The sequence below is a fragment of the Streptomyces sp. MP131-18 genome, assembly GCF_001984575.1.
GTDB classification, from domain to species: domain Bacteria; phylum Actinomycetota; class Actinomycetes; order Streptomycetales; family Streptomycetaceae; genus Streptomyces; species Streptomyces johnsoniae.
Genome location: NZ_LZNS01000001.1, coordinates 6442465 through 6456941, shown reverse-complemented (window position 1 = coordinate 6456941; position 14477 = coordinate 6442465). Strand labels below are relative to the sequence as shown.

The window sequence follows — 14477 nt, the reverse complement described above, 5'->3', positions numbered from 1 at the left end:
TGCCCTGCCGAAGCAGGCCGCGCGCGAACGGGCCGGCCGGGACCTTGAGGTCCCGGCCGGCCCGCTGCGATATGCCGGTGGTCTCGGACGTCAGTCGACGCCCGGGCCCGTCAGTTGTCGTCCTCGTCGATGAGGAAGCCGCGCATCGGCGAAGGCGCCTGCTGCATCGGCTGCGGCCCCTGCGGCCGCACCGGCGCCATCGGCTGGGTCATCGCCGGCGACATCTGCTGCTGGCCGCCGTACGAGGGCGGGCCACCGGGGCCGCCGTGGCCACCGCCGTGGCCGCCGTGCGAGCCGTGCCCGCCCATCGACTGGTTGCCGCCGAGCGAGCCGTGCCCGCCCATGCCGGCCCCGGGGCCGGTCGGCGCGCCCGCCGAGGCGAGCGAGGGAGCCGGGGAGGGCGGCAGGGAGGCGGCGGCGGGCGAACGCGGCGGCGCGAGCGAGTCGTCGGACTGGCTCTCCAACTGGCGGAGCTGGCTCTCCAGGTACGACTTCAGACGCGTGCGGTACTCGCGCTCGAAGCCGCGCAGGTCCTCGACCTTGCGCTCCAGCGTGGCGCGCGCGGACTCCAGGGAGCCCATCGCCACGCGGTGCTTCTCCTGCGCGTCCCGCTCCAGCGCGTCGGCCTTGGCGCGGGCGTCCCGCTCCAGGCCCTCGGCGCGGCTGCGCGCCTCACCCACGATCTTGTTGGCCTCCGAACGGGCCTCCGCGATCGCCTGGTCCGCGGTCTGCTGCGCGAGCGAAAGCACGCGGGCCGCGCTCTCGTTGCCGCCCGCGGGCTGCGGCATCTGCTGCGGGCCGCCGGGGCCACCGAGACCGGGGCCGCCGAGGCCGGGCCCGAGGCCCTGACCGCCGTGGGTGCCCATCGGCACCGGAGCGCCGGGGTGACCCTGCGGGCCGCCGGGGCCACCGGGACCGCCGGGACCACCAGGACCCATCGGTCCGCCGGGGCCGCCGTGGCCCATGGGGCCCGGGCCACCGGGGTGACCCTGCGGGCCGCCGGGGCCACCGGGACCGCCAGGGCCACCGGGGCCGCCAGGACCACCGGGTCCGGCGGGAAGTTGCGGAGGGCCGCCCATCGGCTGCTGCTGATGCTGCTGCTGCTGCTGATGCTGCTGGGGGCCCGGACCTGATATGGCCGACATGGGGCCACCCGGCCGGTCCTGCGGCTCGGGCTTCCGCATGTTCTGCTGGTTCTGCGCGGCAGCCCTGGTGGCCGCGGCCAGCTTCGCGCGCAGGTCCTCGTTCTCCCTGAGCAGCCGGGTCAGCTCTGCCTCGACCTCGTCGAGGAAGGCATCGACCTCGTCCTCGTCATAGCCTTCTCGCAGACGGACGGTTGTGAACTGCTTGTTCCGCACGTCCTCGGGGGTCAGCGGCATCTCTTCACCTCAACGTAATTCGTCGGCATATCGGCAAGACCGTACTCGTTCACAGCCTGGCCACGACGTTGATCAGGATGTAGACGATGATCATGAGTACGAAGAAGGACAGATCAAGCGCCACACCCCCGAAGCGCAGCGGCGGGATGACCTTCCGCAGCGCCTTCAGTGGCGGATCGGTGACAGTGTAGGTGGCCTCCAGGGCAACAACCATCGCCTTGCCGGGGCTCCAGGAGCGGGCGAACATGAACACGTAGTCCATCACCAATCGGAAGAGCAGCAAGCCGAGCAGACAGTACAAGGCAACCAGGATCACCTGTTGAACGATGCCCATTCCTGCCTGTCCCTCTCCCCTTGTCCGAGTGTCCCGGCCGCTCGGCCGGAACGTGACCTTCCGGTGTCCTGTCGTCAGCTCTGGTTGAAGAACCCGCCCTCGGCGATCCGGGCCTTGTCCTCCGCCGTTACATCGACGTTAGCAGGCGACAGCAGGAACACCTTCTGCGTCACGCGCTCGATGCTGCCATGGAGACCGAAGACGAGACCAGCGGCAAAGTCGACAAGTCGCTTTGCATCTGTGTCATCCATCTCCGTCAGATTCATGATCACCGGGGTGCCCTCGCGGAAGTGTTCCCCGATGGTACGGGCCTCGTTGTACGTCCTCGGGTGGAGCGTGGTGATCCGGTACGGCTCCCGCTCTGACACGACCTTGGGCATGATCACCGGCGCGCTCTTCTCCACGTTCTGTCGTTCGGGTGTGATGGAAGACACGGGAGCGATCCTCCCGGGCCGTCTGCTTTCGGTCAGGAGTGGAGCGGGGGTTGGCTCCGTCTCCCGCTGCGCCGGCGGGTGCACGACCCGCACCGGCTCCTCGGTCCGCTCCCGCGCCGGCGGCTCGTGCGCCTGCTGACGCCGGCCCCGATCCGGCTCCGGCTCCGGCTCGAATTCGTCGTCGGGGCCATACCCCGGGCGGTCGTACCCGTCGTCCTCCACGAGGCCGAGGTAGACCGCCATCTTGCGCATCGCGCCAGCCATCGACTGCGTCCTCCGCTCTGTGGTGGATCGGCTCCGATCTGCCCGGGCCGCGCATCCACGTAACCTGCCCCCGACCGAATCGGGATTGACCATATTTTCGGCTGTAGCCCCTCGTTTGGCGACGTTACCCGAGGGCGGGGCGGACGCCGAGCACCGCGCTCCCGACGCGTACGTGTGTCGCTCCCGCGGCGATCGCCTCCTCCAAGTCCGCGCTCATGCCTGCCGAGACCATGTTCGCAGCCGGATGGACCGAGCGCAGTCGCCTTGAGATTTCCTGCAACCGCTCGAACGCCGCGGCGGGCGCCCCTGCGTACGCGCCCGTGAGCGGAGCAACCGTCATGAGCCCCGCCAATCGGAGTCCCGGCGCCTCGTCGAGTGCCGCCGCCAACTCCCCGACCGCGTCCGGCGCCACACCTCCCCGGTCACCGCCCTGCCCCGACGCCTTTTCCAGTGCAACCTGCACGAGGCAATCCAGGGGCGCACGTTCCAGACTCACAACCGCCGCGGAGAGCGCACGAGCCAGCCGCACCCTGTCCACGGAATGCACACATTGCGCGTACTTGGCGACAGAACGCGCCTTGTTTGTTTGCAGCTGTCCCACGAAGTGCCAGTTCAGCGCGAGGTCCGCGCACGCCGCCGCCTTGGCCGCGGCCTCCTGGTCCCGGTTCTCCGCAACGTCCCGCACGCCGAGCGCGGCGAGCCGCCTGACGTCCTCGGCCGGGTACGTCTTGGTGACGACGATCAGAGTCACGTCCGTCCGCGCGCGCCCCGCCGCGTCACATGCGCGGGTGATGCGCTCCTCCACCCGGGCGAGATTGGCGGCGAGTTCGGCCTCGCGGGAGCCCGGCGTACCGGGCTCGTCCCATGCACTCACGATGCGGCCACCCAGACATAACTGGCCTGCCGGCCCGTGAGCCGGTCCCGCCGGTAGGAGAAATGGGCATCCGATTCGAGGGTGCAGACCGTGGAGAGCCTGATGTCGCGGACCCCGCAGCCGGCCAGCTGCCGCCGCACCCCGGCGGGAATGTCGACGGCCGGGGTCCCCCACCGCGTCGTGCCCGCACTGCCGGGCACCAGGCGTTCCGCCTCCTGCCGCATGTCCTCCGGCACTTCATAACACTGCCCGCACACGGCGGGTCCGGTGCGGGCGGTGATCCTGGCCGGCTCCGCGCCGAGCGCGCACATCGCCTCGACCGTCGCGGGCACCACCCCGGCCAGCAGCCCCGGCCGCCCGGCGTGCGCGGCGCCGGCGACTCCGGCCACCGGATCGGCGAGAAGCACGGGAGTGCAGTCGGCGGTGAGCACCGCGAGCGCGAGCCCCCTCCGCGCGGTGACCACGCCATCGGCCTCCGGCGGCTCGCCGCCCGGCCACGGGCCGTCGGCCACCGCCACGCTCCTGCCGTGCACCTGGTTCATCCAGCGGACGTCCGCCGGGTCGAGCCCGAGGGCCTTCGCGGCCAGCTCCCGGTTCTGCGCAACGGCCGCCGGATCGTCGCCGACCGCGCCGCCGAGATTGAGGGTTCCGTACGGAACGGCGCTCGCCCCGCCCCACCGGTCGGTGAAGGCGAAGCGGGCGCCGTCGTCCGTGCTCTGCTGCGCTATCACTTCAAGAAGTCGGGCACATCGAGCTCCTCGACCTGACCACCGTCGTACGGCCGGGCGGAAGGAACCTGGGGCGTGCCCTTGACCGGCTCGCGCGACTGGTCGGCCGAAGGCTCCGGAACGGGCGGGGCGCTCTCGCGCTCCGGAACGGCGCCGGTGTCGCGCGGCGGCAGGGTGCCGAGGCCGCCGAACGAGGGGCGCTCCGGCTCGGGGTCCATCGCCGGCCTGTCCTGGCCGACGGCGGACTGCTCCTCCTTGGTGCCGTACCCGCCGAGTGCCTTGTCCCTGCTGCGGGAAGGCGGCTGACCGCCGTCGAACCCGGCGGCGATCACGGTGACCCGTACCTCGTCGCCGAGCGCGTCGTCGATGACGGCACCGAAGATGATGTTGGCCTCGGGGTGGGCGGCCTCGCTCACGAGCTGCGCGGCCTCGTTGATCTCGAACAGACCGAGGTCGGAACCGCCGGAGATGGACAGCAGGACTCCGCGGGCGCCGTCGATGGACGCTTCGAGAAGAGGGGAGGAGATCGCCATTTCCGCGGCGGCGACCGCGCGGTCGTCCCCACGCGCGGAGCCGATACCCATGAGGGCGGAACCGGCTTCCGACATCACGGACTTGACGTCGGCGAAGTCGAGGTTGATCAGGCCTGGGGTGGTGATGAGGTCGGTGATGCCCTGGACACCGGACAGCAGCACCTGGTCGGCGGACTTGAAGGCGTCCAGCACGCTGACCTGGCGGTCCGAGATGGACAGCAGCCGGTCGTTCGGGATGACGATGAGGGTGTCGACCTCGTCACGGAGCTGCGCGATGCCGTCCTCCGCCTGGTTTGCCCTGCGGCGGCCCTCGAAGGTGAACGGCCGGGTCACCACGCCGATGGTCAGGGCCCCGAGGGAACGCGCGATGTTCGCCACGACCGGGGCACCGCCCGTGCCGGTGCCGCCGCCCTCGCCCGCGGTGACGAAAACCATGTCGGCCCCCTTGAGGACCTCCTCGATCTCCTCGCGGTGATCCTCGGCAGCCTTGCGACCCACGTCGGGGTTGGCGCCCGCGCCAAGCCCTCGGGTGAGCTCCCGGCCGACGTCCAGCTTGACGTCGGCGTCGCTCATCAGCAGCGCCTGCGCATCGGTGTTGATCGCGATGAACTCGACGCCCTTGAGACCGACCTCGATCATCCGGTTGATGGCGTTGACGCCACCGCCGCCGATACCGACGACCTTGATGACTGCGAGGTAGTTCTGCGGTGCTGCCACGTCGAAGGCCTCTCGCCTCGATTTACGTGTCGCCGCTCCGCGTGAGCCGCAGTGCGCCGACTGATGCCGATGGGGCGGTTGGATAAGCCACCCCGAACCCTAACGCTCAAGTTTAGGGTTACCTGTGCTTGCCGTTCCTTGGATTCCTCGGAACGGACACTAAGTCGACAAGTGGTACGCGTTCAACGAACACGCCGAACCTCCTGTTTTTCTTTTCACCCTATGTGATCGCGCTCGGTCCCCGTCAACCTGGGTGCTCGTCCGGCACCGGGCCGACCGGGCCGTCAACCTCCGGAAGCGGCCGGGGCACTGGGCGCGCTGACGTCGAAGTACGTGGCGTCTTCTGCCGCGTTCATCACCGCCTCCAGTGCGTCGGCCTTCGCCGCCGACTCCTCCGCGCTCCCCCACCGCACCACACGGTCGCCCGACAACTCCAGGGTGATGGAGTCGAAGGAGGTGACGCGGATGACCCGCGTGCTCCCGCGCAGCGCTTCCGGCAGGGCGGCGGCCACGGAGACCGCCTCCTGGCGAATGCGGTCCTCGCCGAATCGGCGGAGACTCGCGCTCTCTTCCAGTTCCAGTTCGAGCAACGGTACCCCCGCGTCCGCCTCCTCGGTCCTGCCGAACGGCACTCCGTCCTCGTCGACCTCCGTGAAACCACCGTCCTCGGGCATCAGGACCTCGGCCCTGCGCTCCGTCAGCTTCAGCGTGACGCCGTGCGGCCAGCCCCTGACCACCTCCGCCGAGGCAAGCCGCGGCAGCCGCTCCAGGAGCCGCGCGCGCACCGCCCCCTTGTCGAGCGATGCCATCGGGGAGCCCTCCGGCACGGCGGCGGCCCGCAGGACCTGTTCCTCCGTCAGCCGGTGCTGTCCGCCCGACCAGTGGACGGACACGCGCTCGATGCGCAGCCAGTCCGAGCCGTACAGGGCCCAGGTGCCGAAGCCGCCGAGCAGGACGGCGAGCACCAGCACGACGATCGTGCGCGGCCGGGGACGGCGCGGCCGGAGGCGCGCGAGCGACGAGCGCCGCTCGGGCGGACGCGGGCGCGGGCCGGAGTCCGGCCGACGGCGGCTGCCGTCCCGTTCCGCGGTCGTCGCTCCGGCCACGCTCGTGTCAACTCCCCAGGTCGCGCTACGCCCTGCGCGCAGCGATCGCCTCGTGCACCATGCCGACCAGCAGCTCGTCGGCGTCCCTGCGGCCGAACTCGGCGGCGGCGCGGGACATCGCCAGCAGCCGGCCGGGGTCGGTCAGCACCGGCAGCACGGCGCTCCTGACCCACTCCGGCGTCAGCTCGGCGTCGTCGATCAGCAGTCCGCCGCCGGCCTTGACCAGCGGCTGGGCGTTCAGCCGCTGTTCGCCGTTGCCGATCGGCAGCGGAACGTAGGCGGCGGGCAGCCCGACGGCGGACAGTTCGGCGACGGTCATCGCGCCCGCGCGGCAGAGCATCATGTCCGCGGCCGCGTACGCGAGGTCCATTCGATCCACATACGATAGCGGGATGTAAGGCGGCATACCGGGCATCGTGTCGACCTGCGGCAGTTCGTTCTTGGGGCCGACCGCGTGCAGCACCTGGACCCCGGAGCGCTGGAGCTGCGGGACGACGGCGGCGATGACCTCGTTCAGCCGCCGCGCGCCCTGCGAGCCGCCGGAGACCAGCAGGGTCGGCAGATTGGCGTCGAGCCCGAAGAACGCGCGGGCCTCCTGGCGCCGCGCGGCCCGGTCCAGGGTCGCGATGGCCCGGCGCAGCGGGATACCCAGGTACCTGGCGTGGCGCAGTTTGCTGTCCGGCGTGGAGACGGCGACGAAGCGTGTGTAACGGGCGCCGATCCGATTGGCGAGCCCCGGGCGGGCGTTGGCCTCGTGCACCACGATCGGCACCCGCTGGCGCTTCGCGGCGAGGTAGCCGGGGAGCGCGACGTAGCCGCCGAAGCCGATCACGCAGTCCGCCTTGGTGCGCTCGATGATCTCCTCGGTGGCCTTGATGGTGCCGCGCAGCCGGCCCGGCACCGTGATCAGCTCCGGCGTCGGCTTGCGCGGCAGCGGCACCGCCGGAATCAGCCCGAGGTCGTAACCGCGCTCGGGCACCAGTCGGGTTTCCAGGCCACGTTCCGTGCCGAGGGCCGTGATGCCCACGGTCGGGTCCTGCCTGCGCAGCGCGTCCGCGAGGGCGAGCGCGGGCTCGATGTGGCCGGCGGTCCCCCCGCCGGCGAGGACAACATGCACCGAATTTCACCGCTCTCCGGACGGCGCCGACTTGCCGCGCCGTCTCATCGTCTTCCACTTGAGCCCAGGTCCCCGCATGGCCAGGGCGGCCCTGGCCGCCGGATCGCTGCGCGCGAAGGCGATCAGCAGCCCGATGGCAAACATGGTGGGCAGCAGGGCGGAGCCTCCGTAGGAGAACAGCGGCAGGGGCACCCCGGCGATGGGCAGCAGGCCCAGCACCGCACCGATGTTGATGACGGTCTGGACCATGAGCCAGGCCGTTACCCCTCCCGCGGCATACCTCACGAAGGGGTCCTCCGTGCGTCCGGCCACGCGGATACCCGCATAGCCTAGAGCCGCGAAGAGGGCGAGGACCGACAGCGTCCCCGCAAGACCAAGCTCCTCGCCCGTGATGGCGAAGATGAAGTCCGTGTGGGGCTCCGGGAGTTCACCCCATTTTTCGACGCTTGCCCCCAGTCCCGAGCCGAACCACCCGCCCGAGGCAAGGGCGTAAATCCCGTGCACCGCCTGCCAGCAGCGGTCGCCCTCGCCCGGATCGGTGGCGCCCATGCAGGCCAGCCGGTCCATGCGGTGCGGGGCGGTCGCGATGAACAGCGCGCCGAGCGCCGCCGAGGTGACCAGCACCCCGGCGAAGAGCCGGGTGGGCGCCCCGGCCAGCCACAGCAGCGCGAAGAGGATGGCCGCCAGGATCATCACGGTGCCCATGTCACCGCCGACCATCACCAGGCCGCACACCAGGAGCGCCCCGGGGACCAGCGGGACCAGGAGGTGCCGCCACTGCGTCAGCAGCCGCTTGTCGCCCTTGCGCGCGAGCAGGTCGGCGCCCCACAGCACCAGCGCCAGCTTCGCGAACTCGCTCGGCTGGAGCTGGAACGATCCCCCGACCGCGATCCAGTTGGTGCTGCCGTTGACCTCGACGCCGATGCCCGGCACCTGGACGGCGACGAGCAGGACCGCGGAGCAGACGAGGAACGGGTACGTGAGCGCGCGCAGGAAGCGGACGGAGACCCGGGAGGCGAGGAACAGCAGCACGGTGCCGAGCACCGCCGCGAGCAGCTGCTTCCTGAAGTAGAACGTGGCGGGCAGGTCGTAGCGCAGCGCCTGGATCTGGGAGGCGGAGAAGACCATCACGAGCCCGAGGAGCGTGATCAGCAGGCCGGTGCCCATGACGATGTAGTAGGCCGTCAGCGGCCGGTCCCACGCACGGCGCAGACGGACGACGAACCGCGGCGCGCGGGGCCTGCGCGTGCGCGGGCGCGGAGCCGTGGCGCGCGGCGCCGGGCGCCCGCGGGGTACGCGCGGGCGCGCGGGCCGGGCACGCGGGGTTTCGCGCGCCCGGCCCGCGGGCGAAGGCTGTCGCGGCGCGCGGTGGTCAGCCCTCATCCTGGCCCCTCCTTCGTCCCGCGCCTGCGGTCCGCGGGCTACTGCTCGTTTCCTGCCCGGCCGTCGGCCAGGTCGCGAACGGCGGCGGCGAACGCGTCACCGCGCTCGTTGTAGTTGGTGAACATATCCATCGAGGCGCACGCCGGCGCCATCAGGACGGTGTCCCCCGCCCGGGCCAGCCGGGCCGCCTCGCGGACGGCCTCCGCCATCGCCCCAGTGTCCGTCCGGGCGAGGTCGACCACCGGCACATCCGGGGCGTGTCGCGCCAGTGCCTCGGCGATGAGCTGCCGGTCGGCGCCGATGAGAACGGCCCCGCGCAGCCGCGGCGCGGCGCCGCGCACCAGGTCGTCGAACGTGGCGCCCTTCGCGAGGCCGCCCGCGATCCACACCACGGACGGGTAAGCGGCGAGGGACGCCTCGGCGGCGTGGGTGTTCGTCGCCTTGGAGTCGTCCACGTACCGCACGCCCGCCACGTCGCCCGCGTGCTGGATGCGGTGCGCATCGGGACGGAAGTTCCGCAGCCCGTCGCGCACCGCGTGCGCAGCGACGCCGTAGGCGCGGGCCAGGGCGGCGGCGGCCAGCGCGTTGGCGATGTTGTGCGGGGCGGGCGGGTCGACGTCCGCGACCCCGGCCAGCTCCTGCGCCTGGGTCTGCCGGTTCTCCACGAAGGCCCGGTCGACCAGGATGCCGTCCACGACGCCGAGTTGGGAGACCGCGGGCGGGCCGAGCGTGAAGCCGACCGCCCGGCAGCCCTCCGTCACGTCGGCCTTGCGGACCAGCGTCTCGGTCGCGGGATCGGCCACGTTGTAGACGCAGGCGACCTCGTTGCCCTGGTAGATCCGGCCCTTGTCGGCGGCGTAGGACTCCATCGACCCGTGCCAGTCCAGGTGGTCGGGCGCCAGGTTCAGCACCGCCGCCGAATGCGGGCGCAGCGAGGGCGCCCAGTGCAGCTGGTAGCTGGACAGCTCGACGGCGAGCACGTCGTGGGGCGGCTCGGCCGAAACCTCGTCGATCAGCGGGGTGCCGATATTGCCGACCGCCGCGGTGCGCAGGCCCGCCGCCGAGAGGATGGCGGCGAGCATGCGCACGGTGGTGGTCTTCCCGTTGGTGCCGGTGACGGCCAGCCAGGGCGGCCCGGCGGCACCGCGCAGCCGCCACGCGACCTCGACGTCGCCCACGACCTCGACGCCCGCCGCGTCGGCGGCGGCGAACAGCGGGTGGTCCGGCCGCCAGCCGGGCGAGGTGACGACGAGTTCGGTGCGGGCAGGGAGGATCGTTCCGTCGCCGAGTCTGACGTCGACGCCGTCCCCGGCCAGCTCGGCGGCGTGCGCCTGCTGCCGCTCCCCCGAGCCGCCGTCGACGACGGTGACGTGGGCGCCGAGCCGGGCCAGGGCGCGCGCGGTGCTGATGCCGCTCACGCCCAGGCCCGCCACGGTCACGTGCTGCCCCGCGAAGGTGCTCACCAGTCCGCCACCCAGGTGCCGTAGAAGATGCCGATACCGACGATCACGCACATGCCCTGGATGATCCAGAATCTGACCACGACCAGGACTTCGCTCCACCCCTTCAGCTCGAAGTGGTGCTGGAGCGGCGCCATTTTGAACACGCGCCGTCCGGTGAGGCGGAACGAGCCGACCTGGATGACCACGGACATGGTGATCAGGACGAACAGGCCGCCGAGGACCGCCATGAGCAGTTCGGTGCGCGAGACGATGGCCAGGCCGGCCAGCGCGCCGCCGAGGGCGAGCGAGCCGGTGTCGCCCATGAAGATCTTGGCCGGCGAGGTGTTCCACCACAGGAAGCCGAAGAGGGCGCCCATCAGCGCGGCGGCCACCACCGCCCCGTCGAGCGGATCGCGCACCTCGTAGCAGGACGCGCCCGCGGTGAGTTCGTCGGCGCAGGTCTGGCCGTACTGCCACACGCCGATGAAGACGTAGGCGCCGAAGACCATGACGGAGGCGCCGGTGGCCAGGCCGTCCAGACCGTCAGTCAGGTTCACGCCGTTGGACATCGCCAGGATCATGAACAGCGCCCACAGTACGAACAGCACGGGCCCGATGGACCAGCTGAAGTCCTGGGTGAACGACAGGTGCGTCGAGGCGGGCGTCAGTTCGCGGGCGTCCGCGAAGTTGAGCGAGAGGATCGCGAACGTGACGCCGACGATGAACTGGCCGAGCATCTTGGCGCCGGCGCGCAGACCGAGGCTGCGGCGCCGCACGATCTTGATGTAGTCGTCCAGGAAGCCGACCAGGCCCATGCCGGCCATCAGGAAAAGCACCAGCAGGCCCGAAATGCTGGGCTGTTCGCTGGTCACGATCTTGGTGACCGCATAGGCGATGAGCGTCGCCAGGATGAACGCGATGCCGCCCATCGTGGGCGTGCCCCGCTTGCTGGCATGGTCGCGGGGACCGTCGTCGCGGATGTACTGGCCGTATCCCTTGCGGGCCAGCAACTTGATCAGGAGGGGGGTGCCGACCAGGGTCAGGAAGAGTCCGATCGCACCGGAGAAGAGGATCTGCCTCATCGGGCGGCGACCTCGCCATCGGCGCCGTCGGCGTCGCCCGTCAATCGGAGGGCCACGTCCTCCAGGCCGACCGACCTGGACGCCTTGACCAGCACGACGTCTCCCGGCCGCAGCTCATCGCGCAGCAGCCGTACCGCTGCCCCAGCGTCGGACACGTGCACCGACTCCTCACCCCACGAACCCTCGTTCTTGGCGCCCATGTCCAGCCAGGCGGCCTCCTGGCCGCCCACGGACACGAGCCTGCTGACGTTGAGCCGGACGGCGAGCCGCCCGACCGCGTCGTGTTCGGCGAACGCATCGTCACCCAGCTCCGCCATCTGACCGAGCACCGCCCACGTGCGCCCCCCCTTCGCCCTGGTGGACTCGCCCATGGCGGCGAGTGCCCGCAGGGCGGCCCTCATGGAATCCGGGTTGGCGTTGTAGGCGTCGTTGACGATGGTCACGCCGTCCGCTCGCTCGGTGACCTCCATCCGCCACTTCGAGAGCGGGTCCGCGGCGGTCAGTGTTTCGGCGATCGCCTCCGCGGACATGCCTACCTCATGCGCAACAGCCGCAGCGGCAAGCGCGTTCGACACGTGGTGCTCACCGTACAGCCGCATGGTCACGTCGGCGCACCCGGTGGGGGTGCTCAGACTGAACGCGGGCCGTCCTTCGGGCGTCAGCCGAATCCGCTCCGCGCGGACCGCGGCCTCCTCGGACTCGCCGAAGAGGACGACGCGGGCGCGGGTGCGGGCCGCCATGGCGCGCACCAGCGGGTCGTCGGCGTTCAGCACCGCCACGCCGCCCTCGTCGGCCGGCGGCAGGGCCTCGACCAGCTCGCCCTTGGCCTCCGCGATGGTCTCCCTGTCGCCGAACTCGCCGATGTGCGCGGTGCCGACGTTCAGCACGGCGCCGATGCGCGGCGGCGTCAGCGAGGTCAGGTAGCGGATGTGGCCGATGCCCCGCGCGCCCATTTCGAGGACCAGGTAGCGGGTGTCCTCCGCGGCGCGCAGCGCCGTCAGCGGCAGGCCGATCTCGTTGTTGAACGAGCCAGCGGGCCAGACGGTGGGTCCGGCCCGCTGGAGCAGCTGGGCGATGAGGTCCTTGGTGCTCGTCTTGCCGGCCGAGCCGGTGAGCGCCACGACCGTGGCGCCGAGACTGCGCACGGTGTGCCGCGCGAGCGCGCCGAGGGCGGCGGTCACGTCGTCGACGACGACCGCGGGGGCGCCCACCGGGCGCGTCGCCAGCACGACGGCGGCGCCCGCGGCGACGGCCGTGGCGGCGTAGTCGTGTCCGTCGACGCGTGCACCGGGCAGTGCGGCGAAGAGGGAGCCGGGCTCTGCCAGCCTGGAGTCGATGACCACGGGCCCGGTGATGCGGGGTGGCGACTCCGGTATGTCGTGCGGCTCTCCCCGCACGACCGTGATGAGCTCAGCAACGGAAAGGGGGATCACTGCAACGGGCCTCGCCTGGCGTCGGGGTCTTGATCGGGTGGGGCAGTGGGGGACACAGCGCAGTTAGCGGTGGGGGCATGCGCTGCCGTCGGGGAGAACGGGCAGCGCCCGATGGCCGCGCGCAGCTCGTCCCTGTCGTCGAAGGGCCGGATGACTCCGGCGATGTCCTGACCCAGCTCGTGGCCCTTGCCGGCCACGAGGACGGTGTCGCCCGCCTCGGCGCGGGCCACCGCGGCGGCGATGGCGGCGGCCCTGTCCTCCTCGACGAGCACGGTGCCGCGTTCGTGCGCGGGCACCTCGGCCGCGCCGGCGAGCATGGCGGCCAGGATGGCCAGGGGGTCCTCCGAACGCGGGTTGTCGGAGGTGAGCACCGCGGTGTCCGCGAGCCGGGCCAGGGCGGCGCCCATGCGCGGCCGCTTGTGCGGGTCCCGGTCGCCGCCGCAGCCGAGCACGGCGTGCACGCGGCCCCTGGTGACCTTGCGCAGGGCGTACAGCACGGATTCGACGGCGTCGGGCTTGTGTGCGTAGTCGACGACGGCGAGGTAGGGCTGGCCCGCGTCGACGCGCTCCAGGCGGCCGGGGACGCCGGGCACGGCGGCGATGCCCTCCGCGGCGGTCCGCGGGTCGAGGCCCGCCACGGCCAGGGCGGTGATCGCGGCCAGCGCGTTGGACACGTTGAACGGCCCCGGCAGGGGGGCCGCGGCGCGGAAGCGGGTGCCGCCGGGGCCGAGTGCGGTGAAGGTGGAGCCGAGCGGCCCGATCTCGACGTCCGCGGCGCGCCAGTCGGCGTCCGGATGGCCCTCCGCGGAGAAGGTGGTGACGGGGACGCCGGCCTCGGCGGCCAGCCGCCTGCCGTACTCGTCGTCGATGTTGACCACGCCCGCCCCGGCCCGCGCCGGCGTGAACAGCTGCGCCTTCGTCCGGAAGTAGTCCTCCATGTCCGGGTGGAAGTCGAGGTGTTCCGGGCTCAGGTTGGTGAAGACCGCCACGTCGAACACGCAGCCGTCGACCCGGCCGAGGGCCAGGGCGTGGCTGGAGACCTCCATGGCGACGGACCGCACCCCGCGTTCGCGCATGACCGCGAAGAGGGCCTGGAGCTCGGTGGCCTCCGGGGTGGTGCGTTCGGACTTGATGCGCTCCCCGGCGATGCGGGTCTCGACCGTGCCGATCAGCCCGGTCTCCTCGCCGTCCTTGGCGGCGTGGCGCAGGCCGCCCTCGATGAGGTAGGCGGTGGTCGTCTTGCCCGAGGTGCCGGTGACGCCGATCTGGAGCAGGTCGCGGCCGGGGTCGCCGTAGATCGCGACGGCCGCCGCGCCCATGCGGGCGCGGACGTCTGGCACCGTCAGCACGGGCAGCCCCGTGGCGGCGGCGCGTTCGGTGCCCGAGGGGTCGGTGAGGACGGCGACGGCGCCGAGACCGGCCGCCTGGACGGCGAAGTCGGCGCCGTGGAACCTGGCTCCCGGCAGGGCCGCGTAGATGTCGCCCGGCTGGACGGCGCGCGAGTCGTGGGTGATGCCGGTGACCGGGTGTTCGCCCTCGGGGACCGCGGTGCCGAGCAGCTCGGCCAGCGTCGCCAGGGGCACGGGGCTCACGTGCCGCGGGCGGGGCGCCGGGCGGGAGTGATCAGCGTGTGGCACGGCGGTGAGCGTAC

Annotated in this window: 13 protein-coding genes; all 13 read right to left on the bottom strand. The window is 72.0% G+C overall.

Going from position 1 to position 14477, the window contains the following annotated elements; all coding sequences use genetic code 11:
- Window positions 1-110: 110 nt before the first annotated feature.
- The 13 genes from STBA_RS28790 to STBA_RS28730 all read right to left on the bottom strand — a co-directional run bounded on the left by STBA_RS28790 (window position 111) and on the right by STBA_RS28730 (window position 14463).
- A complete protein-coding gene (locus STBA_RS28790) occupies window positions 111-1379 on the bottom strand; it encodes a DivIVA domain-containing protein (RefSeq protein ID WP_077061985.1) in 1269 nt (422 codons plus the stop codon).
- A 49-nt stretch (window positions 1380-1428) separates the two neighbouring features.
- A complete protein-coding gene (locus tag STBA_RS28785; protein ID WP_077061984.1) occupies window positions 1429-1713 on the bottom strand; it encodes a YggT family protein in 285 nt (94 codons plus the stop codon).
- A gap of 74 nt (window positions 1714-1787) precedes the next feature.
- Window positions 1788-2411, bottom strand: a complete 624-nt coding sequence (gene sepF, locus STBA_RS28780; protein WP_077061983.1) for a cell division protein SepF — start codon at window positions 2409-2411, stop codon at window positions 1788-1790.
- 124 nt (window positions 2412-2535) lie between these two features.
- Window positions 2536-3285, bottom strand: a complete 750-nt coding sequence (locus STBA_RS28775; RefSeq protein ID WP_077061982.1) for a YggS family pyridoxal phosphate-dependent enzyme — start codon at window positions 3283-3285, stop codon at window positions 2536-2538.
- A complete protein-coding gene (pgeF, locus tag STBA_RS28770; protein ID WP_077061981.1) occupies window positions 3282-4016 on the bottom strand; it encodes a peptidoglycan editing factor PgeF in 735 nt (244 codons plus the stop codon). The genes STBA_RS28775 and pgeF overlap by 4 nt, the downstream gene beginning before the upstream one ends.
- Entirely contained in the window at window positions 4013-5263 is a 1251-nt protein-coding gene (ftsZ, locus tag STBA_RS28765) for a cell division protein FtsZ (protein ID WP_077061980.1), read from the bottom strand. Before ftsZ ends, pgeF begins: the two co-directional genes overlap by 4 nt.
- A 284-nt stretch (window positions 5264-5547) precedes the next feature.
- Window positions 5548-6369 carry an FtsQ-type POTRA domain-containing protein gene (locus STBA_RS28760; RefSeq protein ID WP_077061979.1) on the bottom strand — a complete coding sequence of 274 codons (822 nt, stop codon included), beginning with the start codon at window positions 6367-6369 and terminating at the stop codon, window positions 5548-5550.
- Window positions 6370-6394: 25 nt separating this feature from the next.
- Entirely contained in the window at window positions 6395-7486 is a 1092-nt protein-coding gene (murG, locus tag STBA_RS28755) for an undecaprenyldiphospho-muramoylpentapeptide beta-N-acetylglucosaminyltransferase (protein WP_077061978.1), read from the bottom strand.
- Between the two features lie 6 nt (window positions 7487-7492).
- The gene (gene ftsW / locus STBA_RS28750) at window positions 7493-8869 is read right to left on the bottom strand and encodes a putative lipid II flippase FtsW (protein WP_077061977.1); all 1377 of its coding nucleotides are present in this window, start codon (window positions 8867-8869) and stop codon (window positions 7493-7495) included.
- 38 nt (window positions 8870-8907) lie between these two features.
- Window positions 8908-10332 carry a UDP-N-acetylmuramoyl-L-alanine--D-glutamate ligase gene (murD, locus tag STBA_RS28745; RefSeq protein WP_077061976.1) on the bottom strand — a complete coding sequence of 475 codons (1425 nt, stop codon included), beginning with the start codon at window positions 10330-10332 and terminating at the stop codon, window positions 8908-8910.
- Window positions 10329-11393 (bottom strand): phospho-N-acetylmuramoyl-pentapeptide-transferase, encoded by a 1065-nt coding sequence (gene mraY, locus STBA_RS28740; RefSeq protein WP_077061975.1) that lies wholly within the window; start codon window positions 11391-11393, stop codon window positions 10329-10331. Before mraY ends, murD begins: the two co-directional genes overlap by 4 nt.
- Complete coding sequence (murF, locus tag STBA_RS28735; RefSeq protein WP_077061974.1) at window positions 11390-12826, bottom strand: UDP-N-acetylmuramoyl-tripeptide--D-alanyl-D-alanine ligase; 1437 nt, start codon at window positions 12824-12826, stop codon at window positions 11390-11392. The genes mraY and murF overlap by 4 nt, the downstream gene beginning before the upstream one ends.
- Entirely contained in the window at window positions 12823-14463 is a 1641-nt protein-coding gene (locus tag STBA_RS28730; protein ID WP_253195074.1) for a UDP-N-acetylmuramoyl-L-alanyl-D-glutamate--2,6-diaminopimelate ligase, read from the bottom strand. Before STBA_RS28730 ends, murF begins: the two co-directional genes overlap by 4 nt.
- Window positions 14464-14477: the final 14 nt, after the last annotated feature.